The organism is Curvivirga sp. (assembly GCF_965219885.1).
Lineage (GTDB): Bacteria > Pseudomonadota > Alphaproteobacteria > UBA8366 > Aestuariispiraceae > Curvivirga.
Genome location: NZ_CBDCOT010000009.1, coordinates 907,265 through 931,730 on the forward strand (window position 1 = coordinate 907,265; position 24,466 = coordinate 931,730).

The following is a 24,466-nucleotide window of genomic DNA, read 5'->3' on the forward strand; positions in this document are numbered from 1 at the left end:
AATTAACTTACTTTGAATTTTCAACTATTTCTAAAAGCTTTTCAATCTCTTCCTCATTGAGTTTATTAACTTTTTTAGAAAGTAAATTAGCAAGGCGAGTTGCTTCGGGTGAAAGGCCGCTTGTGTCTATGGTAACTTTTGGATGAGACACATCAGCAAGGCGTTGGAGTTCTTCGGCATCATCCCAGATAATCCCGAAATAGGCACATATCTGATGGATCAATACTGTGGTTGGCTTACCACGATGGCCATGTTCCAGCGCTGATAAATAAGGTGGAGATAATTGAAGAGCCTTCGCCATTTCTTTTGCCGTTATGCCACGTTCCTTACGCAGATCTCTTAGTTTTTGCCCAAATGGTGTCATAAATTACTTTTACTTTTATTAGGATTTTATTATACCCCTAGTAATGGGGTGGTTTTACAATGTCTTTAATGCATAAAACATCTATTATTTTGATCTTTATCTTTGGCTTTCATCATATTGCCAGTGCAAATGACTATTGTCCAAAAAAAGTTGGGGCCATGTCAGAAGCCATCGCCCATGAAGAGATCACTTCAATATATACAAATATATTCAACGAATTAGAATGTGAAATTACAATCGTTAAAGTGCCTGGACAACGGATAATCAAACTTTTAAACACAGGTAAACTTGACGGCGATTTACTCAGATTTCCTGTTGTTGAGGAAAAATATCAATTTGATTTCATACGTTCAAACCCACCTGTTTTAAAAGACTTGGTAAAAGGTGTCTTTAAATTCCCTGGCTCAAAGGTAAACAATCAAATCCCAAAAGGGGTTGTTCTAGGGTCTGTCTGGCAAGAGAAATATGCAGATGCGCATAGAGATGAAGATATGGCTAAGGTTATTCTATATTATAGCTATGACGAAATATTAAAGGCTTATCAAAATCAGGAAATCAACGCGTTTTTATCGGAACAGCCGTTAGTTGATCATGCCTTTAATATTGGACAGATTGATATAAAACCCGAATTACATAAAGCCATTCATACAGATAATATCCATCTATATCTACGTGCCGAATATGCAGATTTTATGAGAGATTTTGGCAAGATAATTACCAAGAAAAATCCATTTGCTGATAATTCATTGTAACTTTCAATAGTCCCGCTTACGTTTTAGCAGAACATAAAGTGCACCTTTGCCGCCATCTTCAATCTGGGCAAAGCTAAAAGACAAGATCTTATCGCGCAAAGGCGCATCATTTAACCAGCGCGGAACCGATTGCTTTATCGCCCCCATATTTTTTTCCCCTTTGCCTGTCACCACCAATATACAACGATGACCTGCGGCATAAGAGGATTGAACAAAATTGCTCAAACGGATATGGGCTTGTTCCAAACCATATCCATGTAAATCAACTTTGGCATCAATCAACATCTTACCGCGTTTTAGGCGTTGGGCGGTGCGCTTATCCACCCCCGGGCTATCCCCATGTTCCAACATCCCCAAGACATTCAGTTTTAACTGCGATTTGGAGGGCGGATGTGTCACCTTTTGTACCACATCAGGTTTATGATTTTTGCGATGTACATGAACAGGCTTTTTAGAATGTTTTTTTGATTCAAAAACATCTTCATGACTGGATAAAAACCCTTCTAGATGCTGACTATAGAGATATTCCCGTCCCTCTAGCGGTTTTGCGGTTTTAGACACAATATCCCAAAGACCATCTTTATGTGTTTTGGCCTTATGAGTATCTGTCACCTTACCAGCATCAGAAGATTTCTTTTTACGCGTCATCAGCAACCATTAAAATATGAAGTGCATGTGGACCATGGGCCCCTAACAGGATTGTTTGTTCAATATCCCCTGTTCGGGATGGACCTGTAATCATATTAACGGTGCGTGGCAAGAATTCTTCGCCTTTATCCGCCTGTTGTTTGCGAATACGCGCCCACGCTTCCTCATAAGCCCCGACAATATCGCTTTCGCGTAAAACGACCATATGGGTTTCAGGTAAGAAATTAAGTGTGGTTGGACCTTTTGGCCCTGAATGTAAAACCAAGGTGCCTGTTTCAGCAATACCTGCAAAACTGACAGCCAGACTTACCAGATCATCACCACCACTTGCCCCTTCTAATAAGGAAACATGTCCTGCATTTTCTGACCATGGCAGATTGGTCAATCTTTCATCACCAGATAATTTTATACGCGCAGGTAAGTTCTTTTGGGCAAGATAATCCGATACAGCGGCTGGAATATCCTGATCAGATTTCAAACGCACCACGGATGCTTGAACATTTTCCGCCATTTGCTGAAATAGATCTACTTGTTCAGCTTTTTCCAACTGGCTGCGTTTTGGAATAAGACCTGCAGGATGTTCAGTGAGGCGTTTTTCAACAGCTTTTGGATCGGATTTAACACCACCGCGTTCTTTTGATCGGCGAATAGAGGCAAAAATTTGATTTCGGGCTTCCATATTCTTTTCCATTATTCTGTACCCTTCTTCAATTCGCTAAGAGACGTTGCCCCACCCTTTTTCTTCCATTGGGATTGGAAACTACTGCCTTGGGAAGCCGGAAAATCACGATGTTTGGTCCATTCACCCATCCAAAGAGGCAATTTACGGAACCGTCCTTTACCGCCGGATAAGGTATAAGCAAATTTCGCTTTTATGCCTGTGATCATACGCCAAAGCTTTGGACGGGTTGCCATAAATCCGTAGGCTTTCAAGGCCCAACGAACCGGCGCTGCATTCATATTACCTTCAAATTCCTTTTGACGGTAATGACGCATCATTTTTGGCAAGGGAATACGCATTGGGCAAACTTCTTCACATCTCCCACAGAAGGTAGACGCATTGGGTAAATGACCTGCTTCTTCCACCCCAATAAAGCTTGGGGTTAAGACGGATCCCATTGGTCCCGGATAAACCCAGCCATATGCATGACCACCCACAGCCCCATAAACCGGACAATGGTTCATACAGGCCCCACAGCGGATACAACGCAACATATCCTGAAATTCAGTACCCAACATCGCACTTCGCCCATTATCCAGAATAACAACATGGTATTGATCTGGACCATCAGGATCTTCTTCGCGTCGTGGGCCACTTGAAAAAGTCGTATAGGAAGTAAATTCCTGCCCCGTTGCAGAACGGGCTAAGACACGAAGGACAGCTGAAGTATCCTCAAGTGTTGGAATAATTTTTTCCATACTGGCAATTACGATATGCACCTTAGGCAAGGTCTGGGTTAAATCGCCATTCCCCTCATTGGTGACAATGATGCTGGTTCCAGTTTCAGCTACAAGGAAGTTGGCCCCGGTAATACCAACATCACTATCCAAATATTTCTGACGTAGAACCTCACGGGCTTCATGCACCAATTGTGTTGGTTCTTCCAGCTGACGATCTGGATCAAGGTCGGTATGGGCTTCGCGAAAATCAGCTTCTACTTCATCTTTAAGAACATGCACAGCAGGCGCAATAATATGGCTTGGAGCCTCTTTACGAAGTTGGATGATATATTCACCCAAATCCGTCTCAACCACTTCCAGGCCTGTTTTTTCCAAAGCAGCGTTCAATCCGATTTCTTCTGAAACCATACTTTTGCCTTTGGTTACCATTTTGGCATCAACCGATTGGCAAATTTCTAAAATCGTTTGGCAGGCTTCATGGGAATTACGGGCCCAATGCACGTGACCACCTTGCGCTGTGACTTTCTCTTCAAATCTTTCGAGATAAAGATCGATATTCTGTAACGTGTGATTTTTAATATCTCGTGCCTGATCACGTAAGGCATCAAATTCAGGTAATTTTTCGGCCGCTGCGGCACGACGCTCAACAAAGCCAACTTTCAACTTACCTAGTGCTTCTTGCAGGTTGTCATTCTTCAACGCTGAAGAGACATTACTTTTGAAATTCCTAGTGGTAGATTGCATATCCCTACCCCCTATTTCTTCAAACTATCAAGGGTGAAAGGTTTTGATGGGGCGCCAATCGCCGGACCATCTGCCATATCGGCCAAGACTTCGGCCACATGATAAGCTTTTACCGGGGCATCTTTGCGATGCATCTTTCCTGACATGTTTAAAAGGCACCCTAAATCGCCCGCCAATAAAATATCCGCATCCGTGGAGATAATATCATCTGATTTTTCATCCACAATCTTGCCGGAAATTTCAGGATATTTTACACAGAATGTTCCCCCAAAACCACAACAGGTTTCCGGACGTTTCATTTCCTGAATTTCAAGTCCATCAACAGATTTTAATAATTTTCGTGGCTGTTCTTTGACCGAAAGCTCACGTAAGCCCGAACAACTGTCATGATATGTAATTTTCGCATCCAGTGATGCTTCAACGGATTGCATCCCACAAATATCAACAAGGAAAGATGTTAATTCATAAGTTCGGGCCGACAATTCATGGGCACGCCCCGCCCAATGAGGATCGGTATCAAATAATTCTGCATAATGTTCTTTGATCATGGCGGCACAAGACCCACTTGGCGCCACCACATAATCAAATCCTTCAAATGCCTCTATCACAGCTTTGGCAATCTTGGCTGTATCTGCATTATCGCCGGAATTAAAAGCAGGTTGCCCACAACAAGTTTGACTTTCAGGTACCGCCACCTGACAACCTGCATCTTCCAAAAGCTTTACTGCGGCAAATCCGACATTAGGGCGCATCACATCCACAAGGCATGTGACAAATAGACCAACTGTATAAGCTGGTTTTTCGGCATGTTTCGACATCATCGATCCTACAATACTGATATTTTATTTTTTCGTAATTTTGTCGCATTTTAGCGATTTTTTGGAAAGGTGCCAGTCCTAGTTTGGCACAGATGTTTCTTCAGAAGCCGCTTCTTCTTCAACTTCTTGTGACAAACGATCTGCCACACTATTTGGGATCAATACAAAATATTGTCCTTTGGAATTCATACGACCTGCTTTTGCAAGTGCCTTATCCCCATATCCCCAAAAGAAATCGCCACGCACGGGCCCCTTGATTGCACCACCTGTATCTTGCGCTACCAATAAGGTTTGCAATGGATCCGTAGATCCGCCCGGTTGAACCGTATCAAGCCAAATCAGATTACCCAATGGGATAAAACGTTGATCAACCGCCAAACTGCGTTTTGGTGTTAAGGCAACACCTTGTGATCCGATAGGACCATCTCCATCCAGTTCACGGAAAAATACAAAACGTGGATTTTGTGCAAATAGATCCGCTTGTTTATCCGGATTTTGTTCAATCCAGTTGCGGATTCCACCCCAAGACGCTTTATGTTTTTCAATTTCGCCCTGTTCAATCAGATAACGTCCGATTGACTGATATTTATGACCATTATGAGCCGCATAGCCAACACGAACAACACCACCATCAGGTAAAATTACCCGACCGGACCCTTGCACTTGTAACAGAAATACATCAACTGGATCATTAATCCAGAGAAGCTGTAAACCTTGTGGATCAAGCCCCCCTGCTTCGATAGCACCGCGTTGATGATAAGGTTTAAATTTCTGATTTTCATCAACACGGCCAATCACATGTTTGCCTTTTAGGTCTTCAGAAAATTCCCCAAGATTAACTGAGACAAGATCATTTGGTTTGCCATAAAGCGGATATTTAAAGATATCTGTTTTTTGACGGCTGCCTTTAAGTTCGGCTTCAAAGTAACCTGTGAATTTGCCAAAGGTCTCTTCATTATTGGCAGCAAGGTAAGGTGTTAATTCTTTTTCCAGAAATTCACGCATCAACTGGTTGGACTTACCAGCAACTAGGTCCGGAGACTCTGAAAATCTAGCACATATCGGTTGCCAATCCCCATAAGTCATAGGAATAGCATCATGCCCACGACCCATTTCTTTATCCGCAGGACGTTTTTGAATGGCGCTGCAACTACGTTGTAATGCCTGTTCAATACCTGCAAAATCATCATTCAACCATCCAGGTAAATCTGTAAAACTGGCTTTGGTCAGTTTAATCGCAGGACCTTCAGGTTTCTTGACCTCTTCCGGTTTCGGTTCTGGTTCCTTCACAGGAACTGGAACTTCCTTGATGATTTCTTTAATGACTTCTTTTTCCTGAATAACAATTTTGATTTTTTCTTCAGGCTTCAAGAAATACGGCGCAATAAAGGAAGTCGCTAAAATGCCTAGGGCTAAACCAATTCCAACACCTGCAAACAAGGCGGGACCCTTCGGATTCCGCCTGCTCATAGAATTCTGTTTGTCAGGTGATTGATCAGCCATAAAACTTAAAATCTTGAAGTTTGTTATTCTGGACTATGTGTCGCAATCAAAGACCAATTTGGATCACGAGATTGAGTATCACGTGCAAAAGTCCAAATATCAGTCACATCAACAACTTTATTTGGATCACCAGAAACGATTTCATCCATATTGTTGTAAAGCACATTCACTTGTTTAGATTTTAATTTCACGGTGACTTTCGCAACAGATCCATCCATCTCAGCTTCAATAACTTCACAACTATCAATGCCAACCAACATTTCTTCTAAACGTTGACCTAATGATTCACGATTAGACAGGGAACCGTCAAAGTTTTCATAGACATCATTTGCCAACAAATTACGTAATGTTTCACGATCACCTTCGACATAAGCCCGTAAAATCCATTCAAATGCCGCACGGGCACCATCCAAAAACTGGGCCGGAGAAAAACTTGGATCAGCAGCTTGAATTTTGACGTAACTTTCTTGAAGTGGACCTTCTAGTTGCTGTTCATCAAATTCACGATCATGACGTTCTTTCAAAGATGGCAAAGGTACAACGACTTCGTCATTTTCTTTTGCTTCTGCCTCTTCATCTGCTTTTTTAGCAGCATCCATCATGTCTTTGTAAGCTTTGGGCGGGTTTTCATGGCCTGTGCGTTTGCCCAACACAGAACCAAGACGCAGGATTAAAAAAATCGCAACGCCAGCAAATAAAATAATATCGAAAATAGGAATGCCGTTCATTTTTAATTCTCAATGAAGAAACGTGATCTTTATGTAAGTATATACAAATATATACGATTTTGTGGATAAAATGGACCTATATCGACAAAATGGCAACAGGGAGGCACATATTTTAGCTGAAAAAATCGCTTTTTACAGCTTTCACTTGCAGATTTTCTATTTGCTTCCTAAATAATGAGAAGAAAACAAGCAGAATTCTGTTAAATACATAGGTATTCACACCCGAAAGAGCAAGATGCCCCTTTTACTTCTTTTTATAATTATTCCAATCATCGAAATCTTCTTATTCATCGAAATTGGAGACAAAATCGGTGTTGGTTGGACAATCGCATCCGTTTTAGCGACTGCCTTCATTGGCACCGCTTTGGTTCGCAAGCAAGGATTGGATGCTTTAACCAAGGCACAAAGTAATCTAGACCAAAATCGATTACCTATGGAAGAAGTCTTTACAGGGATTTGTCTACTTGTTGCAGGGGCATTATTGCTTACCCCTGGTTTTTTAACAGATGCTATCGGATTTACCTTACTTATTCCTCCCTTTAGAAAATCATTAGGGGCAACTATTTGGGGATGGATCAAAAAGAACGGCCATATTCGCATGCAACAAAGTCAGTTTGGACAAAGTGCGAATTTTAATCAGGGTGCCCCATTTGATCGAACATATAATCGTGATGATGTCATTGATGGTGAATTTGAAGAAGTACATCCTAAGAAAGATACAACATCTTCATCCAAACAAATAAATATGGATAGTGACAAAACATCATAATTTTCTGAATATCGCTGAATATATGGAAAATTTAACCATAACTATTGTTTCAACCTGTGGGACATGTTAGCGAAATTCAGAACTATTTTTTCGGAGATTTTTTACATGTCAGATACAGCTGAAAATCAGGCTGAAGGCGCAGCAGAAGCACAAGCACCTGCGTTTCAAATTATTCATCAATATTTAAAAGATTTATCTGTTGAGGTGCCAAATGCACCCCACATTTTCCAAAAAGCCCCAACAAACCCACAGTTATCTGTGAATGTGGATGTGACATTGGACCAATTGGCGGAAAAAGATTTCGAAGTTTCTTTGCACTTACATGCAAAATCTGAACAAGATGGTGAAGTACAACATCAAACAGAATTGGTATATTCTTCAATTGTGGCTGTTAGTGATTTAAAGCAGGATATGTTGCAAGCAATCCTTTTCATTGAAATTCCACGTATGCTTTTCCCATTTGCACGTCAAATTTTGACAAGTTCCGTTATCAACACAGGTTTCCCGCCAATCAATTTGGCACCTGTTGATTTCGTGGACATGTTCCGTCAACGCATTGCTGCAGCAAAAGCTGAAATGGCAAATCGCGAAGAAGGCGAAGCCGTAAACTAATTTCGGTAAACGATTTTAGTCGAAATTTTGAGGTCACCGGTTCCAGATGGGGTCGGTGACTTTTTCGTCTAAAAAGGCCGCATGAGCTACAAGTTCCTCATCATGTGCTTTATGCGGACGGGCAGGACGAACAGGTTTATTAGATTTCTTTATCCCGCCGGCTGATAATCCACCAGTTCCACCTTTTCCGTCTTCGGCAAGTTCAAGACCCGGTTGTCGACCACCAGTAAGTTCCAGATATACATCCGCCAAAAGTTCAGAATCAAGCAACGCGCCGTGATAGGTACGTGAGGTATTATCAATATCAAAACGCCGGCAAAGCGCATCCAATGTAGCTTGTGCTCCTGGGAACATTGCCCTTGCCATCGCCAAAGTATCGATAGAACGACTCATGGGGATTTTAGGTAATCCCATCCATTCCAATTCTGCATTTAAGAATTTCATATCAAAGGCGGCGTTATGGATCACCAACATGCCATCCCCGATAAAATCCAAAAAGGCCTGTCCTACTTCACGAAATGTGGGAAAATCAGCCAAAAATTCTTCAGAAAGACCATGAACCTGAAAAGCGCCTTCCGGCATATCACGTTCAGGATTAATATATTGATGATAAACTTCACCCGTTGGCATGCGATTGACTAATTCTACACAGCCAATTTCCACAATACGGTCACCACTAAATGGATCAAATCCCGTGGTCTCGGTATCAAGAACAATCTCACGCATTTTGTTTATCTTCTTTCCTTATTACGCATTTGATATTGTTTATGAAATTCAGGATCAAGCAGTTGTTCAACCACTTGTTTCACTTCATTCATAGTATAGCCCTTATTCAGGCCTGTCTGAATAACAAAATCGGATTTCGCCATTTTTTGACGAATTGGCATTTGTTGAGCTTTGATTTCTTTAAATTTTTCTTCCGTCATATTTGGACGGGCCAAAACCCGTTGTTTTTGAATAATATCCGGGGCCCTTACACAGACCGTATAATTGCAAAGTTCATCCAAACCTTTTTCAAAAAGAAGCGGCACATCTAAAATAGCTATTTCTGCATTTTTACGCATTGCCATTTCAAGAAATTTCTCTCTCTTTTTTCCAACCCAGGGATAAAGAATTTCTTCTAATTCTCTTAATTTTTCTGGATTTTTGAAGACAATATCCCCAAGTTTCTTTCGATCAACACCGTCTTCATCAACTATTCCCGGGAAAGCTTTTTCCACATCAAGTAAAGCTTCGCCATTTTTTGCCATTAATTCATGAACAACTTTATCAGCATCCTGTACAGGAAATCCAAGATAGTGAAACATACCTGCAACTGTGGTTTTTCCCATCCCGATATTGCCGGTTAAGCCCAGAACAATCATCTTAGAGAACCTCTAACATATGCTGACGTAACTCTTCAGTCACCACTGGTTTTTCAGAAGGATCAAACCAACTTTCAAAGCCAGGAATTGCTTGGAACAATAACATACCGATCCCATCCACAATCGGATTTCCACGGCTTTTAGCCTGCGCCAACACACCTGTTATTAATGGATTATAAACAATATCAGTAACGACAGCGTCTTTTGGAAGATCTGATAAATCAATATCCAAAGGATTTTGGCCTTTCATCCCTAAAGATGTGCTGTTTACCAAAATCTGACATTCAGTCATATATTTTGAAAGATCAGATAAAGGGCCAGCAATAATAGATCCACCTAGATCATTGGCAACTTCCTCAGCCCTTTCCACAGTTCGGTTCAACAGATAAATCGGACTATATCCCAATTCTTCCAAGGCTGTACAAACGGCACGGGATGCACCACCTGCCCCAAGGACAATCGCCGCACCTGATGGAGTTTCAGGTAATTTTCCGCTGGCTTCTAAATTTGTTTTAAAACCGTAATGATCAGTATTGCTTCCCTGTAATTTTCCATCGCGAACGACCAAAGTATTCACAGCACCAATACGTTTTGCCAAGGGGGAGATTTCATCACAAAAAGCCATGATTTCCTGTTTATGAGGAACCGTTACATTAGCTCCCATTAACCCCAATTCACCAGATTTCAATTTATTGGCAAAATCACCTAGATTTTCAGGTTCAACCGGTAATGCCTCATAGCTGCCTTCTATACCAAGTTTATCCAGCCAAAAACCATGAAGACGGGGGGACAAAGAATGGGAAATTGGCCAGCCAATCACTACTGCTTTTTTCATCTTTTATCTCTTATGGTAAAATAGTTTTATGACCACGTAAAAACTGCATCAACGGTAATAAAGGTAATCCTAAAACTGTAAAATAGTCACCACGAACCGTTGCAAATAATTGTGATCCCGGCCCTTCCAGACGATATCCACCAACGGAATCACAAATTTCATCTCCTACAGTGTTTAAATACCAATCAAGCCATTCGTCTGAAAAATCACGTACATGCATTTCAGCCGGATCATTTACATGCCAAAGGCGCTGTCCGTCTTTAACAATACAGACTGCTGCATTAAGGCGGTGTTTTTTACCACGGAAAAATTTTAAATTTTCTCGTGCCTGATCCATATTTTCAGGCTTATCAAACCAGTGACCTTCACAATCCAATGTTTGATCTGCCCCGATAACCATTACACCCGGATGGCGACGAGATACAGCTTGCGCCTTTAACTCAGCTAAGGTCTCAGCCACTTGAACGGCAGATGCTCCCTCACCTTTTAAAGAAATTTTAACACTATCTTCATCTACATTTGCTGGGTCACAAGTGACATTAATTCCTGCATTTTGAAGTAAAGCTGCGCGGGTTTTACTGGCAGATGCCAATACCAAACTTGTTTCGGTCATTTTGAGAGCTCTTTTTATGTAATCAGTTTTTTTCTTGGAGACGGGTTTTTCGCATTTCAACATGTTTAATCACCGCAGCCGCTGTTTCTTCAATAGATCGACGCGATACATTAATCACTGGCCATCCATGTTCCGCACAAAGACGACGACAGGCGACAACTTCCTCTTTTACCTTATCCATATCTGCATAGCCTGTATCTTCTTTATCAGATAAATGACGTAAGCGAGATTTACGAATTTGTACCAGACTATCAATATCTTTGGTTAAACCAACGACAAGTGGGTAATCAGGATTATTTGGATCAAGTTTTAATAATTCTTGCGGCATCACCACATCAGGTACAAAAGGTACATTTGCTGCTTTCAATCCACGATTGGCCAGATAGATACAGGTTGGTGTTTTTGAAGTTCTGGATACGCCTACCAAAACAACATCTGATGCTTCTAAATCCCATGGTGCCTGTCCATCATCATGGATCAACGCAAATTGCATGGCATCAATACGTTCGAAATATTCATCATCCAGATTATGTTGCCGACCTGGCTGTCCTTTACTTTTTACACCCAGATAATTCCCAAGGAAGCTAATCACCGGATCAAGTAAGGAAATACAAGGAAGACGATGACGACGACAAGCTGCCTGAATAGCCTGACGCATTTCCTCATTCACCATAGTGTACATAACAACACCCGGATTTTCCAAGATATTTTGGATAACTTGTTCTACCTGCCCAACCGATCGCATCATGGGCCATTGATGTTCTATTGCTGTCACACTTTCAAACTGTGCCAGAGTTGCACGGGCAATATGTTCAACGGTTTCCCCTGTGGAATCCGAAACAAGATGAAGATGGAATGTCGCCACGGTTTTCTTCCCGTTTTTAAATCAAATATCTTTAACTGAGCCTTTTTGGACGAAATTCACCTTTTGCACAAGAAATTGTATAACTTTACTGAAAAGTCTGGGGATAACCTGTAGATATTTTTCTGGATAACTATTCACCCCCAACTTTCCCAGATTCCGAAACAAAACTTATGACCAGTTGCACAAATGTGAATCTATTTTTCCCCTATTGTGAATGTTTTGATATCGAATCTTCAAAAAATCGACTTAATCACAAAATTGTATAAATCCTAATAACTTTTTATTTTCAATATCTTATATATTTTTATTCCACAGTTATTCACAGTTTTATTTATTTCTAAAATCTTGTGGAAAAAAGGTAGAATAAAATTTAATCCCCATGATTCAGTGCACAACAACTACTACATCCTTCTTATTAATAATTAATATATATATTTATTTGTAAGGCCGGATAGGCTATCTGAATGATCTAGAAATTATACACTCTTCTAAAAAATAGGTTTTCAATCCCGTGACAAATCCAATTCAGACTACTGAGAAACCTTTTATCAATGCTTTAAAAGGAAAGACACATACGAACCCACCTATGTGGCTTATGCGTCAGGCAGGACGTTATCTGGAAGAATATATGGCGATCCGCCGTTCTGTGAGTGGTTTTTTAGAATTATGTTACACACCGGAATTGGCACATGAAGTTACCATGCAGCCAATTCGTCGATTTGGATTTGATGCTGCTATTTTGTTTTCAGATATTCTGGTTGTACCGGATGCATTGGGACAAGAAGTTACCTTTGTGCAGGGCGAAGGCCCTAAATTAAAGCCTGTTCGTTCAGCCGCAGAGTTAGCGAATTTTAACGAAGCCTGGCTCCATCAACGCCTAGAACCTGTTTATGAAACCATCCGTCGTATTCGCAAAGATCTGGATGAAACCTATCCAGATACAGCTTTAATAGGATTTGCTGGTGCCCCTTGGACGGTTGCAACTTATGTTGTTGAAGGCGGTAGCAGTAAAGATTTTGCCAATACAAAATCCTGGGCGTATCAAGATCCGCAAGGTTTTCAAAAGCTTATTGATATTTTGACCAGTTCCACAACTGATTATTTATTGGCACAAATTGAAAATGGTGTTGAAGCTGTTCAAATTTTTGACAGTTGGTCTGGTGTTTTGGCAGAGAGCGAGTTCCGTAAATTCTGTTTGGAACCTGCGAAGAAGATTACCCAAGCGATTAAAGAAAAATATCCAGATATTCCTGTGATTGGTTTTCCGCGTGGGGCAGGTTTGATGTATCCAAATTATGTGGAAGAAACAGGTGTGGATTGTGTTGGTTTGGATACAACCGTTCCAACCGGTTGGACGAAAGAAAATTTAGCAGACAAAGTTTGTGTGCAAGGTAACCTGGATCCTCAAATTCTTTTAGCTGGCGGTGAAGAATTGGATAAAGCGGTGAAGAACATTCTTGCAGATCTTTCCGGCCAGCCTTTTGTTTTCAATCTTGGTCATGGCATTATCAAAGAAACACCAGTTTCTCATGTAGAAAGATTGGTCGATTTGGTTCGTGGACGCGTATAGGGATTTTCTGCTTCCAAAAAATAAGGTTTTCAGATGTCCGATAAACGTAAAATTGCTGTTGTCTTTTTTAATCTTGGGGGACCTAATTCTCCTGAAGCTGTCCAACCATTTTTGTTTAATCTGTTTAATGACAAGGCAATTATCGGTGCACCACAACCTATTCGTTGGTTGATCGCAAAACTGATTTCCACAAGACGGGCACCGATTGCGCAGGAAATTTACAAGGAATTGGGTGGATCATCCCCTCTCCTTCCGAATACAGAAGCGCAAGCAGCTGCATTGGATAGTTATTTATCAGAAAACTTGGCGGAAGATATAGAAGCTAAAACCTTTATTGCCATGCGTTATTGGCATCCTTTTGCCGCAGAAACGGTACAAAAAGTTAAGGATTGGGGCGCTGATGAAATTGTTCTTTTGCCTCTCTATCCCCAATTTTCGACAACGACTTCAGAAAGCTCTATCCATGATTGGAAAAAATGGGCGGCAAAATTGGGCCTTAAAAAGCCCACACAGAGCATCTGTTGTTATCCAACCCATGATGGCTTCATAAATGCGGTCAGTGCGCTTGTGGAGGCTTCTCTGACGGAATTAGCAGCTAAAGACATTAAAAGTGATATCCGTATTCTCTATACAGCACATGGTTTGCCGCAAAAGGTTGTTGATGGCGGCGATCCTTATCAGTGGCAGGTAGAGCAAACAGCAAAAGCAATTGCAGAACGGGTTTCTGATACTTTTGCTGATTTTAAGGATAGTGATTGGCGTTGTTGCTATCAAAGTCGCGTTGGTCCGCTTGAATGGATTAAACCTTATACAGAAGATGAAATTATTCAGGCCGGACAAGATGGAAAAGCCCTTGTGGTTGTGCCGATTGCCTTTATATCTGAGCATTCAGAAACATTGGTTGAACTTGATATCGAATATAAAGAATTGGCCGAAGAAAATGGAATTAAACATTATTCCCGTGTGGCCACAGTTGATTGTCATCCGGAATTTATTAAATCCCTAGGAGAACTTGTCACAGAACAAGTAAATATGGGAATTTCAGGTAAAATTCATTCTCAAGAGAAGACAAAAATCTGTCCGAAAAAATTCGATAGATGTATTTGTAACTAATTGGAATAATTATAAAATGTTTGATTGGATCGATTATAATTGGGTAAAAGCTCTCCATGTGATTGCGGTGATTAGCTGGATGGCTGGATTACTCTATTTACCACGTCTTTTTGTCTATCATGTTGAGGCAACACCCGGATCAGAACATTCTGAAACCCTGAAAATCATGGAACGCCGTTTAATGAAGGCGATTATGACCCCGGCAATGGGGGTGACATGGTTGGCAGGTCTTTATCTTCTTTGGGATGGTGGCTGGATGAGTGATGGATGGATGCATGCAAAGTTGACATGTGTTGTTTTAATGTCGATTGCTCATGAGATGATGAAAAAATGGATGAAGGATTTTGCCAATGACAAAAATACAAAAAGTCAGAAATTCTTCCGCATTGCCAATGAAGTGCCAACTGTTTTGATGATCATTGTTGTGATTATGGTGATCGTTAAACCTTTCTAGAAATTATAAAAGACCCCTTGCGCAGAAATTTATCTCTTGGTAAAAGAAAAAGCGTAGACACAAAATTTAACTACGAAGTCGGAAAAATTCGATCGGATTATCAAACTCGATCAAGACATAATCAAAAGATTAGTAATTTATTTTTCTAGTCGAGAGATATCAAAATCTCTCATCTTACATACCTACCTTAACAATCGATATCTACACATCATAAGCGATTGAAATCTCATGCATCTAAAAGAACTTAAACAAAAGAAACCTTCGGAATTACTCGCCTTTGCTGAGGAATTGGAAATTGAAAATGCCAGCACCATGCGCAAACAGGAATTGATGTTTGCATGTTTGAAACAATTGGCCACCAATGATGTGGCGATTTTCGGCGAAGGTGTGTTGGAAGTATTACCTGACGGCTTTGGCTTCTTACGATCCCCAGAATCCAACTATTTGGCGGGCCCTGATGATATTTATATCTCCCCTAGTCAAATTCGTCGCTTCGGTTTGCGTACAGGTGATACGGTTGAAGGCCAAATTCGTTCCCCGAAAGACGGCGAACGTTACTTTGCCCTATTGAAAGTAAATAGTGTTAACTTTGATGAGCCTGAAAAAGTACGTCATCGTATTAACTTTGATAACCTGACCCCGTTATATCCTGATGAAAAGTTGGGAATGGAAATTGAGTTCGGTGATAAGAAAAAACCGGATTTATCCACCCGTGTGATTGATTTGATTGCGCCGATCGGTAAAGGTCAACGTGCCTTGATCGTTGCGCCACCTCGTACGGGTAAAACTGTTTTGATGCAGAATGTGGCACATGCCATTGCACAAAATAACCCGGAAGTATATTTGATCGTATTATTGATCGATGAGCGCCCGGAAGAAGTAACCGACATGCAACGTAGTGTGAAAGGTGAAGTTGTGTCATCTACTTTTGATGAACCTGCACAACGTCACGTACAAGTTGCTGAAATGGTTATAGAAAAAGCAAAACGTCTTGTTGAACATAAACGTGATGTTGTGATCCTGCTTGATAGTATTACCCGTTTGGCACGTGCCTATAACACTGTTGTCCCATCTTCTGGTAAAGTATTAACCGGTGGTGTGGATGCAAACGCACTTCAACGTCCAAAACGTTTCTTTGGTGCCGCTCGTAATATTGAAGAAGGTGGGTCATTAACCATCATCTCAACAGCCTTGATTGATACAGGTAGCCGTATGGATGAGGTTATCTTTGAGGAATTCAAAGGGACTGGTAACTCTGAAGTTATTCTGGATCGTAAGCTTTCTGACAAACGTGTCTTCCCAGCGATTGATATTACAAAATCCGGTACGCGTAAGGAAGAATTACTCATGGGCAAGGACACATTGTCCAAAATGTGGGTACTTCGTCGTATTCTCAACCCAATGGGCGTTACTGATGCGATGGAATTCTTGCTTGGTAAATTGAAAGATACCAAAAATAACGATGATTTCTTCGATAGTATGAACCAATAACCAAGTTATTGATTTAATTTATTAAAATAGTCTTACAAATTTATTTGTGAGGCTATTTTTTTGTCTCAGTTTCTGTGGATTTTTCGTCATCGTTATCAAAATAGATGATCTTGTTTCGATGGAGTTATAAAAGGTAGCTGTTTTTAATTAGATTACGAATTATAAACTTCAAATGTAGTTTTATATATACAGTAAATATATGTATTAATTCAATGTTTCACGTGAAACATTTTTTGTGAGTCATAAATGGTGGTCTTCTCTTAAGTCACAAAAAATCCCTGAAATAGTTAAATTTCAGGGAAAATTCGAAAATTTCTATTTTTATGTAGGATATTGATTTTTAAGGAATAATTACTGTAGATCCTGTGGTTTTACGGGACTCTAAATCAATATGAGCTTGCTGAATATCGCTGAGCGCATAATTCTGCATGACATTCACCTCTAAGCCCTTCTCAATTGCCTCAAAAAGAGAGTTTGTTGAAGTTACTAAATCAGCTCTGGAAGCTACATATGTCATTAAAGTAGGTCTGGTAAAGAATAGTGATCCTTTAGCCGCTAAAATTCCTGCATCAAATGGTGGTACTGGACCAGATGCATTTCCGTAAGAAACCATCATGCCACGTGGCGCCAAACTATCTAATGAGCCGTCAAAGGTCGAAGCACCAACACCGTCATAAACAACAGGCACACCTTTTCCATCGGTAATGTCTTTCACTTTGGTGGCTACATCTTCTTCATTATAGTAAATGATATGATCCGCACCATGGGCTTTGGCTAATTCTGCTTTTGCTTCACTACCTACAGTTCCAATAACCGTTGCCCCTAATTGTTTTAACCACTGACAAGCAAGAAGGCCTACACCACCAGCTGCTGCATGAAATAAAACAGTATCTCCTTCTTGCACCTGATAAGTTCGGCGAATGAGATATTCAACGGTCATGCCTTGTAACATCATAGCTGCGGCTGTTTCTTCGGAAATACTATCCGGCAATTTCACCACACGATCCCAGGGAATAAGTCGCTCTTCCGCATATGCACCCAAGGGTCCTGCCCCATAACAAACACGATCGCCAACTTTGAATTCTGTGACACCATCACCTACGGCGGTGACGACGCCGGCACCTTCTAGACCTAATGTTGCCGGAAGTGGAACTGGATAGAGACCAGAACGATGATAAGTATCGATATAATTTAAACCAATAAAGCTGTTCTTGATTTTGATTTCACCAGCAGCTGGATCACCAATATCCACATCTTCATATTTCATAACCTCGGGACCGCCTGCTTCGTGTATACGAACTGCTTTGACCATTATTACTCTCCTAAACAGGTTTATCTTTTGAGGCTATGTTATAGATATCACATCATTTCTCATAGCTATTTCATGAGCGTTTCACTTGTGAAAATTGGTAAATATCATTCATGTTTCAAATATGTATAAATCGCTTGATTTAATCCGGTATAATGAAAATTCACTGCGATATTCCTTACTTTTTTCGGATATAGTTTCTTTCCATTATGGCAAAAAGAAATGTTGATATACATATCTGGACAAAGTTGTTTGTCTGATAAGCGAATAATGTGATACTAGCAGTCTTACCCGAACGGATTGGTGGGAGGATAATATGAAGATCACTTTTGATATTGATTGTACACCAGAAGAAGCAAGACGATTTCTTGGATTACCTGATGTCTCTGCAGCGCAAGATCGCTTGATGAAAGAATGGGAAGACAAGATGCGTGAAGCAATGGATAAGGCAGTCTCTGGTGAAGATCCCGCCGCTTTGATGAAGTTATGGAATCCATTTGGTGCGGATACATTAGATGGAATTCAAAAAGCGTTTTGGAATTCTGTTGGGATGTCTTCAACTCATAAAGACGATAAATAATAAATATTCAACTTGGATTTAGAAGAAGATGAGCGGCGATACAATTTTTGCCTTAGCCAGCGGTAAAGGTCGAGCTGGTGTTTCAGTCATTCGCATTTCTGGTGAGAAAGCTGGTGACGCAGTGAAAGCAATTACGGGTAAGGATCTTCCCCTTCCCCGTCAGGCCGCGCGTCGTTGGTTTTTAGATCCATCTGATAATAACAGTCAAATCGATGATGGTTTATTGATCTGGTTCCCGGGCCCAAATAGTTTTACGGGCGAAGATTGCGCTGAAATTCAGGGACATGGCGGCTTAGCTGTTATTTCTGCAATGTTGCGCATATTAGGTGAACAATCTGGATTACGGTTGGCAGAACCGGGTGAATTTACCCGTCGCGCCTTTCAAAACGGAAAGATGGATTTGACTGAAGCTGAAGGCCTTATCGATCTTATCGATGCAGAAACAGAGGCTCAACGTAAACAGGCTCTCGCGCAATCCAAGGGCGCTTTGGGTGCTCTTTATGAAGGATGGTCTGAACGTTTGAAACGTATACTAGCCTATTATGAAGCTGAAATTGATTTTGCTGACGAAGATTTACCGGAAGATGTCGGGCAAAGATTGGGACCCAATATTCAAGCTTTGTTGAATGAAATGGATCAACATCTAAATGATAATCGCCGTGGGGAACGCCTTCGTGATGGTGTACAAGTTGCTATTATTGGCCCCCCAAATGCGGGTAAAAGTAGCCTTTTAAATACCCTCGCCCAACGTGAAGCTGCGATCGTTTCCGATATCGCTGGGACGACCCGTGATATTGTAGAGGTCCATTTAGATCTGGGCGGATATCCTGTTATCATATCAGATACTGCAGGTATTCGTGAACAGACGGATGATGTGATTGAACTGGAAGGTATCCGTCGGGCCCATCAAGCGGCATCGGATGCGGACCTAACTTTATGTGTTGTAGATGGCAGTGAGATATCTGCCCTCTCAACAGCACAAGAATTATTAGGTGATCGTCACGGGCTGATTATCTTAAATAAATCCGATAAGATATCTGGTGACCAAATTGCCGATAGTGATCAATCTGTCTATGGTATTTCTGTTAAAACCGGGAATGGATTAGATGAATTATTGAAGGTATTATCGGGACAAGTCGCAAGTTTATTTGGTGCCTCCGATATGCCTTATCTAACACGTGAACGTCATCGCCAAGCTGTGATAGAAGCAAAGGAAGCTTTGGGTAAAGTACCTTATGCACCAGAGATGGTATTGGCGGCCGAAGATATCCGCATCGCCATGCGTGCTTTGGGACGTATAACGGGCACCGTCGGTGTTGAGGAATTATTGGATGTGATCTTCCGTGATTTCTGTATCGGGAAGTAATATTTAATATATGTTGTATATTGGTAAATTAGTATAACAATATATAGATGTTTCACGTGAAACATTTCTATTCAGTTCAATAGGATATAACCTGTTCTTTAGAAACACTTGAAATTCGCCTCTAATTCACGTATATGATAGGCGCGAAGCGGGCTTAATCCATTATTGTATCGCCCCTTTAAGTTAGAGATTATTACCCCTCAATCAATGAAGTGAGCCCAGTTTATGAAACAGTGGGATGTGATTGTTGTGGGCGGAGGTCATGCCGGTTGTGAAGCCGCTGCCGCATCTGCAAGAGCAGGTGCAAAGACTCTTCTGTTGACCCACAAAATTGAAAAGCTTGGTGAGATGTCTTGTAACCCGGCCATTGGTGGTTTGGGTAAAGGTCATCTGGTGCGTGAAATTGATGCCATGGATGGTATCATGGGTCGGTGCATTGATCAGGCGGGTATTCAATATCGCATGTTGAATCAAAGTAAAGGACCTGCAGTGCGTGGTCCCCGTGCCCAAGCAGATCGCAAGCTTTATAAAAAAGCAATGCAGGCCATTTTATCAAACCAAGAAAATCTGGATATTATTGCGGCGGCTGTTGATGATATCAAACTGAATGATGATGGTGTCGTTTCAGGTGTCTTAACTGAAGATGGTGAAACATATCTAGGCGGTCAAGTGGTCCTAACCACAGGCACATTCTTGTCTGGCTTGATTCATCTTGGAAATAAAAAGATCCCGGCTGGTCGTGTTGGGGATGACCCTTCTTATGGTCTTTCAAAAACGCTTGATCGTTTTGGGTTTAATCTTGGTCGATTGAAAACAGGTACCCCTGCCCGTCTGGATGCACGTACAATTGATTATAGTGATTTACAAGAACAACCGGGTGACGAAGATTTAAGACCATTTTCTGACTTAACAGAGAAAGTAGAAGTTCCACAAATTTCCTGTCATATCACTTATACAACGCCGGAGAGCCATAAAATTATCCGTGATAATCTGGATCAATCGGCGATGTATTCAGGACAGATTGAAGGTGTGGGTCCACGTTATTGTCCATCGATCGAAGATAAGATTGTACGTTTTGCTGATAAAGATCGTCATCAGATTTTCTTGGAACCAGAAGGGTTGGATGATCATACAGTTTATCCAAATGGGATTTCTACTTCCATGCCTGAAGATGTACAAAAGGCATTCCTACGCTCTATTCCCGGATTGGAAAATGTAGAAATTCTTCAATATGGTTACGCCATTGAATATGATTATGTGGACCCGCGTGAATTGAAAGCGACGTTGGAAACACAAAAAATTTCCGGTCTCTACTTGGCAGGTCAAATCAATGGCACCACTGGATATGAAGAAGCAGCAGCGCAAGGTTTAATGGCTGGCTTAAATGCTGCCCTCATCGCGCAAGATAAGGAAGCTTTGATTCTGGATCGTGCGGATGCATATATAGGTGTGATGATCGATGATCTGATCACTCGTGGGACTAATGAGCCTTATCGTATGTTCACCTCCCGTGCGGAATATCGTTTACGTCTTCGCGCAGATAATGCCGATCAACGCTTATCAGATATTGCCATCGATGCGGGTTGTGTGGATGATCTTCGTAAAGAAAAATGGCTTAAGAAAAAAGAGGCTCTCGCCTCTGCACGTGAAATGGCACGTGATCTGAAAGCCAGCCCAAATGCGTTAAAGAAAAAGGGCTTTAAGGTGAATGAAGATGGCGTAATGCGATCTGTTCATGATCTTCTTTCATTACCGGATATGACCATAGAACGACTTACAGTTATGTGGCCAGAGCTTGAAAATATCGAAGCAGATATTGTAGAGCAATTGGAAATCGATGGTCGTTATTCTGGATATCTTGAAAGACAGGATGCAGATATTAAAGCCTTCCGTAAGGATGAAGGATTACATCTACCAACGGATCTCGATTATGCCAAAGTGGGTAGCCTATCAAATGAGATGCAACAAAAGTTGACAGAACATCGTCCACAAACTTTGGGTGCAGCTGCGCGTATCCCGGGTGTGACACCTGCGGCTTTGGTCGCCCTGCTTCGTTATGTAAAACGTCAAAAGGCTGAAGCAGCTTAATATATTCTACTCTGATATTTCTTTTGAAGGGGCAGGACTAAACTGATAGTCTTGCCCCTCTTCTTTGAGATACCTCCTCTAAAAAAATAACAGGATTTTCAAATGTCATTCACCGCAGAAGACTTCCAGAAGGAACTTAATGTTTCACGTGAAACAATGGAAAAATTGAAACAGTATGATGAGCTGCTTCAAAAATGGCAGAAGAAAATCAATCTGGTTGGCCCAGCCACGATGCCGGATCGGTGGCGTCGTCACTTTTTAGATTCAGCACAGCTCCTTCCACTTATTCCGGAAGATGCGAAAATTCATGTGGATATGGGAAGTGGGGCAGGATTTCCGGGTCTGGTTCTTGCGATTATGACAGGGATGGAAGTCCATCTAATTGAATCTGATCTTCGGAAATGCCTTTTTATGCGCGAAGTTATCCGTGTGACCGGGGCAAATGTCACGGTACATAATAAAAGAATAGAAAAAATTACAGATATTAAAGCAGATGTGATTTCTGCGCGTGCGCTTGCAAGTCTTTCAAAACTCTTAGATTACGCAAATTCTTTTCTTAAAAAAGATACATTATGTATCTTCCCTAAAGGAAAACGGTTTGAAGAAGAATTGACCGAACTAAAATATGTATGGTATATAAAAGAACATCGAGTAACCAGCGTAACAGACGATGAGGGTGTCGTCCTGGTGATAAGGGGTATTGAAGATGTTCGCGAAACTGCCAGAACAAGTGACTCAGCCTAACGGGGATGGAACTGCACGTATCCTCGCCATTGCCAACCAAAAAGGTGGGGTAGGCAAAACAACGACCGCTATTAACTTAGCGACTGCGATGGCTGCGGTTGGAAATAAAGTTCTTATTATTGATATTGATGCGCAGGGAAATGCCAGTACAGGTCTTGGTATTTTGCCAGAAGAGCGCCATGTAACTTCCTATGATATTTTAATGGGTCAGGCAGATGTTCAATCTGCGATCCATGAAACCGAAATTCCAAACTTACATGTGATCCCAAGTACTGTGGATTTATCAGGGGCGGAAATTGAATTGATCGAAGAAGACCGCCGTGAATTCCGTCTCAGAGATGGTTTGCGCAATGTGGCAACGGAATATGACTATATCCTAGTTGATTGTCCCCCTGCCCTAGGTCTTTTGACCTTAAATGCATTATGTGCCGCCAATGCGGTTTTAGTGCCATTACAATGTGAGTTTTATGCGCTTGAAGGTCTAAGTCATCTGATCAAGACAATTGAACGTGTAAAACGTGCCTTTAATCCGGGTCTGGATATAGAAGGTGTTATCCTTACCATGCATGATCAACGTAACAATCTGTCAGAAATGGTAGAAGCTGACGTAAGAGATCACTTTGGTGAGAAAGTATATAATACTGTAATTCCTAGAAATGTTCGCGTTTCAGAAGCACCATCTCATGGTAAGCCCGTCATTCTTTATGATGTCAATTGCCGCGGGTCCCAGGCCTATATCCATTTGGCCGGTGAAGTCTTAAAACGTGAAGGAAGGGCTGTTCAATGATGGCTGCAAAAAAATCAAATTTAGGACGCGGCCTCTCCGCGTTATTGGGCGACGAAACTGCATTTGAAGAAACTTTACCGGCGGAAGTAGAGCGTGCGTCCAAGCCAGTACCAGTTGAGTTTCTAAAACCAAATCCAGATCAACCACGTAAGCGTTTTGAAGATGGTGCCATTGACTCTTTAGTAAAATCTATTGAAGAAAAAGGTATTCTTCAGCCAATTTTAGTGCGTCGTCATCCACAGGAAACGAATTCCTATGAGATCGTTGCTGGTGAACGTCGTTGGCGTGCTGCACAGCGGGCAAAATTACATGAAGTACCTGTAATTATTAAAGATTTAAGTGATGCAGATACACTTGAATTTGCATTGATTGAGAATATTCATCGTGAAGACCTTACCCCGCTTGAAGAAGCAGAAGGCTATCAACGTCTTATGGATGAATTTGGTCATACGCAGGAAGCTTTATCCAAAACAGTAAGTAAAAGCCGTAGTCATATTGCCAATACATTGCGCCTGTTAAATCTATCTGATGAAATTAAGAGTATGATTGACGATGGATTATTATCTGCCGGTCATGGTCGTTGTCTCGTTGGTGTGGCAAATGCAGAGGAAATTGCACATATCGTGATTGAAAAAGGTTTGAATGTCCGTCAAACCGAACAATTGGTAAAGCAAGGTAAGAAAACATCCGCTGATCCAATGAAAAAAATCAAGAAGCAGTTAACACGTGACCCAAATGTATCAGCATTAGAAGACAGTTTGACTAATAATCTTGGTATGAAAGTTAAGATCGCGACCAAATCCGAAGAAACAGGTAAACTTACTATTGAATATGATAACCTGGATCAGTTGGATGAAGTAATTTCTCGTCTTTCTTCCGCAGAATTGGATCTTCCAACCGAAGGAAATGTGGTGGAGATGTAGCTTCCGACGCTATAAATGGAGAAGG

26 protein-coding genes are annotated in these 24,466 nt (G+C 41.3%); 13 read left to right on the plus strand and 13 right to left on the minus strand.

Annotation, left to right across the window (positions count from 1 at the left end; translation table 11 throughout):
- Positions 1-7: 7 nt before the first annotated feature.
- Positions 8-364 carry a helix-turn-helix domain-containing protein gene (locus ACOQOA_RS09745; protein ID WP_420548448.1) on the minus strand — a complete coding sequence of 119 codons (357 nt, stop codon included), beginning with the start codon at positions 362-364 and terminating at the stop codon, positions 8-10.
- Between the two features lie 59 nt (positions 365-423).
- Between ACOQOA_RS09745 and ACOQOA_RS09750 the strand changes: the two genes are divergently transcribed.
- A complete protein-coding gene (locus tag ACOQOA_RS09750; protein ID WP_420548449.1) occupies positions 424-1,116 on the plus strand; it encodes a hypothetical protein in 693 nt (230 codons plus the stop codon).
- Positions 1,117-1,119: 3 nt separating this feature from the next.
- On the opposite strand, the gene ACOQOA_RS09755 is transcribed toward ACOQOA_RS09750, so the two are convergent.
- From ACOQOA_RS09755 to ACOQOA_RS09780, 6 genes are all read right to left on the minus strand, one after another.
- Positions 1,120-1,764, minus strand: coding sequence for a Smr/MutS family protein (locus ACOQOA_RS09755; RefSeq protein ID WP_420548450.1), 645 nt, complete (start codon positions 1,762-1,764; stop codon positions 1,120-1,122).
- Positions 1,754-2,455 carry a LutC/YkgG family protein gene (locus ACOQOA_RS09760; protein ID WP_420548451.1) on the minus strand — a complete coding sequence of 234 codons (702 nt, stop codon included), beginning with the start codon at positions 2,453-2,455 and terminating at the stop codon, positions 1,754-1,756. The genes ACOQOA_RS09755 and ACOQOA_RS09760 overlap by 11 nt, the downstream gene beginning before the upstream one ends.
- A complete protein-coding gene (locus ACOQOA_RS09765; protein ID WP_420548452.1) occupies positions 2,455-3,909 on the minus strand; it encodes a LutB/LldF family L-lactate oxidation iron-sulfur protein in 1,455 nt (484 codons plus the stop codon). Before ACOQOA_RS09765 ends, ACOQOA_RS09760 begins: the two co-directional genes overlap by 1 nt.
- A gap of 11 nt (positions 3,910-3,920) precedes the next feature.
- Positions 3,921-4,727 carry a (Fe-S)-binding protein gene (locus tag ACOQOA_RS09770; protein ID WP_420548453.1) on the minus strand — a complete coding sequence of 269 codons (807 nt, stop codon included), beginning with the start codon at positions 4,725-4,727 and terminating at the stop codon, positions 3,921-3,923.
- 78 nt (positions 4,728-4,805) lie between these two features.
- Positions 4,806-6,230: an MltA domain-containing protein gene (locus ACOQOA_RS09775; protein WP_420548454.1), complete on the minus strand. Its 1,425-nt coding sequence runs from the start codon at positions 6,228-6,230 to the stop codon at positions 4,806-4,808.
- A 23-nt stretch (positions 6,231-6,253) separates the two neighbouring features.
- Entirely contained in the window at positions 6,254-6,958 is a 705-nt protein-coding gene (locus tag ACOQOA_RS09780; protein ID WP_420548455.1) for a Tim44/TimA family putative adaptor protein, read from the minus strand.
- Between the two features lie 235 nt (positions 6,959-7,193).
- On the opposite strand from ACOQOA_RS09780, the gene ACOQOA_RS09785 reads away from it, so the two are divergent.
- The gene (locus tag ACOQOA_RS09785) at positions 7,194-7,727 is read left to right on the plus strand and encodes an FxsA family protein (protein WP_420548456.1); all 534 of its coding nucleotides are present in this window, start codon (positions 7,194-7,196) and stop codon (positions 7,725-7,727) included.
- Positions 7,728-7,832: 105 nt separating this feature from the next.
- Positions 7,833-8,339 (plus strand): protein-export chaperone SecB, encoded by a 507-nt coding sequence (secB, locus tag ACOQOA_RS09790; RefSeq protein ID WP_420548457.1) that lies wholly within the window; start codon positions 7,833-7,835, stop codon positions 8,337-8,339.
- Between the two features lie 33 nt (positions 8,340-8,372).
- Here the strand turns inward: secB and dnaQ are convergent, their stop codons facing one another.
- The 5 genes from dnaQ to ACOQOA_RS09815 are packed head-to-tail and all read right to left on the minus strand — an operon-like array spanning position 8,373 to position 12,016.
- Positions 8,373-9,065: a DNA polymerase III subunit epsilon gene (gene dnaQ, locus ACOQOA_RS09795; protein WP_420548458.1), complete on the minus strand. Its 693-nt coding sequence runs from the start codon at positions 9,063-9,065 to the stop codon at positions 8,373-8,375.
- 5 nt (positions 9,066-9,070) lie between these two features.
- Positions 9,071-9,703: a dephospho-CoA kinase gene (gene coaE / locus ACOQOA_RS09800; protein ID WP_420548459.1), complete on the minus strand. Its 633-nt coding sequence runs from the start codon at positions 9,701-9,703 to the stop codon at positions 9,071-9,073.
- Position 9,704: 1 nt separating this feature from the next.
- Positions 9,705-10,538, minus strand: coding sequence for a shikimate dehydrogenase (locus ACOQOA_RS09805; RefSeq protein ID WP_420548460.1), 834 nt, complete (start codon positions 10,536-10,538; stop codon positions 9,705-9,707).
- Positions 10,539-10,548: 10 nt separating this feature from the next.
- A complete protein-coding gene (locus ACOQOA_RS09810) occupies positions 10,549-11,151 on the minus strand; it encodes a Maf family protein (protein WP_420548461.1) in 603 nt (200 codons plus the stop codon).
- Between the two features lie 22 nt (positions 11,152-11,173).
- Positions 11,174-12,016 (minus strand): pyruvate, water dikinase regulatory protein, encoded by an 843-nt coding sequence (locus ACOQOA_RS09815; protein WP_420548462.1) that lies wholly within the window; start codon positions 12,014-12,016, stop codon positions 11,174-11,176.
- 511 nt (positions 12,017-12,527) lie between these two features.
- On the opposite strand from ACOQOA_RS09815, the gene hemE reads away from it, so the two are divergent.
- From hemE to rho, 4 genes are all read left to right on the plus strand, one after another.
- A complete protein-coding gene (gene hemE / locus ACOQOA_RS09820; RefSeq protein WP_420548463.1) occupies positions 12,528-13,586 on the plus strand; it encodes a uroporphyrinogen decarboxylase in 1,059 nt (352 codons plus the stop codon).
- A gap of 33 nt (positions 13,587-13,619) precedes the next feature.
- Positions 13,620-14,699, plus strand: coding sequence for a ferrochelatase (gene hemH / locus ACOQOA_RS09825; protein ID WP_420548464.1), 1,080 nt, complete (start codon positions 13,620-13,622; stop codon positions 14,697-14,699).
- A gap of 16 nt (positions 14,700-14,715) precedes the next feature.
- Positions 14,716-15,153: a protoporphyrinogen oxidase HemJ gene (hemJ, locus tag ACOQOA_RS09830; RefSeq protein WP_420548465.1), complete on the plus strand. Its 438-nt coding sequence runs from the start codon at positions 14,716-14,718 to the stop codon at positions 15,151-15,153.
- 228 nt (positions 15,154-15,381) lie between these two features.
- The gene (gene rho / locus ACOQOA_RS09835; protein ID WP_420548466.1) at positions 15,382-16,644 is read left to right on the plus strand and encodes a transcription termination factor Rho; all 1,263 of its coding nucleotides are present in this window, start codon (positions 15,382-15,384) and stop codon (positions 16,642-16,644) included.
- Positions 16,645-16,984: 340 nt separating this feature from the next.
- Here the strand turns inward: rho and ACOQOA_RS09840 are convergent, their stop codons facing one another.
- On the minus strand, positions 16,985-17,956 hold the full coding sequence (locus tag ACOQOA_RS09840; RefSeq protein WP_420548467.1) for a quinone oxidoreductase family protein: 972 nt from the start codon (positions 17,954-17,956) through the stop codon (positions 16,985-16,987).
- Positions 17,957-18,269: 313 nt separating this feature from the next.
- Here ACOQOA_RS09840 and ACOQOA_RS09845 point away from each other — a divergent pair, with 313 nt between their 5' ends.
- The 6 genes from ACOQOA_RS09845 (at position 18,270) to ACOQOA_RS09870 (ending at position 24,441) form a co-directional block, all read left to right on the plus strand.
- Positions 18,270-18,533 carry a DUF6489 family protein gene (locus tag ACOQOA_RS09845; protein WP_155152994.1) on the plus strand — a complete coding sequence of 88 codons (264 nt, stop codon included), beginning with the start codon at positions 18,270-18,272 and terminating at the stop codon, positions 18,531-18,533.
- Positions 18,534-18,561: 28 nt separating this feature from the next.
- Positions 18,562-19,899, plus strand: a complete 1,338-nt coding sequence (mnmE, locus tag ACOQOA_RS09850; protein WP_420548468.1) for a tRNA uridine-5-carboxymethylaminomethyl(34) synthesis GTPase MnmE — start codon at positions 18,562-18,564, stop codon at positions 19,897-19,899.
- Between the two features lie 225 nt (positions 19,900-20,124).
- Positions 20,125-21,987, plus strand: a complete 1,863-nt coding sequence (gene mnmG, locus ACOQOA_RS09855; protein WP_420548469.1) for a tRNA uridine-5-carboxymethylaminomethyl(34) synthesis enzyme MnmG — start codon at positions 20,125-20,127, stop codon at positions 21,985-21,987.
- 102 nt (positions 21,988-22,089) lie between these two features.
- Positions 22,090-22,731: a 16S rRNA (guanine(527)-N(7))-methyltransferase RsmG gene (rsmG, locus tag ACOQOA_RS09860; protein ID WP_420548470.1), complete on the plus strand. Its 642-nt coding sequence runs from the start codon at positions 22,090-22,092 to the stop codon at positions 22,729-22,731.
- Positions 22,694-23,518 (plus strand): ParA family protein, encoded by an 825-nt coding sequence (locus ACOQOA_RS09865; RefSeq protein ID WP_420548471.1) that lies wholly within the window; start codon positions 22,694-22,696, stop codon positions 23,516-23,518. Before rsmG ends, ACOQOA_RS09865 begins: the two co-directional genes overlap by 38 nt.
- On the plus strand, positions 23,515-24,441 hold the full coding sequence (locus tag ACOQOA_RS09870) for a ParB/RepB/Spo0J family partition protein (protein ID WP_420548472.1): 927 nt from the start codon (positions 23,515-23,517) through the stop codon (positions 24,439-24,441). Before ACOQOA_RS09865 ends, ACOQOA_RS09870 begins: the two co-directional genes overlap by 4 nt.
- Positions 24,442-24,466 lie beyond the last annotated feature (25 nt).

Coding starts and splice junctions, on each gene's coding strand:
- ACOQOA_RS09745 (WP_420548448.1), bottom strand. CDS start 364: ATGACACCATTTGGGCAAAAACTAAGAGATCTGCGTAAGGAACGTGGC.
- ACOQOA_RS09750 (WP_420548449.1), top strand. CDS start 424: ATGTCTTTAATGCATAAAACATCTATTATTTTGATCTTTATCTTTGGC.
- ACOQOA_RS09755 (WP_420548450.1), bottom strand. CDS start 1,764: ATGACGCGTAAAAAGAAATCTTCTGATGCTGGTAAGGTGACAGATACT.
- ACOQOA_RS09760 (WP_420548451.1), bottom strand. CDS start 2,455: ATGGAAAAGAATATGGAAGCCCGAAATCAAATTTTTGCCTCTATTCGC.
- ACOQOA_RS09765 (WP_420548452.1), bottom strand. CDS start 3,909: ATGCAATCTACCACTAGGAATTTCAAAAGTAATGTCTCTTCAGCGTTG.
- ACOQOA_RS09770 (WP_420548453.1), bottom strand. CDS start 4,727: ATGTCGAAACATGCCGAAAAACCAGCTTATACAGTTGGTCTATTTGTC.
- ACOQOA_RS09775 (WP_420548454.1), bottom strand. CDS start 6,230: ATGGCTGATCAATCACCTGACAAACAGAATTCTATGAGCAGGCGGAAT.
- ACOQOA_RS09780 (WP_420548455.1), bottom strand. CDS start 6,958: ATGAACGGCATTCCTATTTTCGATATTATTTTATTTGCTGGCGTTGCG.
- ACOQOA_RS09785 (WP_420548456.1), top strand. CDS start 7,194: ATGCCCCTTTTACTTCTTTTTATAATTATTCCAATCATCGAAATCTTC.
- secB (WP_420548457.1), top strand. CDS start 7,833: ATGTCAGATACAGCTGAAAATCAGGCTGAAGGCGCAGCAGAAGCACAA.
- dnaQ (WP_420548458.1), bottom strand. CDS start 9,065: ATGCGTGAGATTGTTCTTGATACCGAGACCACGGGATTTGATCCATTT.
- coaE (WP_420548459.1), bottom strand. CDS start 9,703: ATGATTGTTCTGGGCTTAACCGGCAATATCGGGATGGGAAAAACCACA.
- ACOQOA_RS09805 (WP_420548460.1), bottom strand. CDS start 10,538: ATGAAAAAAGCAGTAGTGATTGGCTGGCCAATTTCCCATTCTTTGTCC.
- ACOQOA_RS09810 (WP_420548461.1), bottom strand. CDS start 11,151: ATGACCGAAACAAGTTTGGTATTGGCATCTGCCAGTAAAACCCGCGCA.
- hemH (WP_420548464.1), top strand. CDS start 13,620: ATGTCCGATAAACGTAAAATTGCTGTTGTCTTTTTTAATCTTGGGGGA.
- hemJ (WP_420548465.1), top strand. CDS start 14,716: ATGTTTGATTGGATCGATTATAATTGGGTAAAAGCTCTCCATGTGATT.
- rho (WP_420548466.1), top strand. CDS start 15,382: ATGCATCTAAAAGAACTTAAACAAAAGAAACCTTCGGAATTACTCGCC.
- ACOQOA_RS09840 (WP_420548467.1), bottom strand. CDS start 17,956: ATGGTCAAAGCAGTTCGTATACACGAAGCAGGCGGTCCCGAGGTTATG.
- ACOQOA_RS09845 (WP_155152994.1), top strand. CDS start 18,270: ATGAAGATCACTTTTGATATTGATTGTACACCAGAAGAAGCAAGACGA.
- mnmE (WP_420548468.1), top strand. CDS start 18,562: ATGAGCGGCGATACAATTTTTGCCTTAGCCAGCGGTAAAGGTCGAGCT.
- mnmG (WP_420548469.1), top strand. CDS start 20,125: ATGAAACAGTGGGATGTGATTGTTGTGGGCGGAGGTCATGCCGGTTGT.
- rsmG (WP_420548470.1), top strand. CDS start 22,090: ATGTCATTCACCGCAGAAGACTTCCAGAAGGAACTTAATGTTTCACGT.
- ACOQOA_RS09865 (WP_420548471.1), top strand. CDS start 22,694: ATGTTCGCGAAACTGCCAGAACAAGTGACTCAGCCTAACGGGGATGGA.
- ACOQOA_RS09870 (WP_420548472.1), top strand. CDS start 23,515: ATGATGGCTGCAAAAAAATCAAATTTAGGACGCGGCCTCTCCGCGTTA.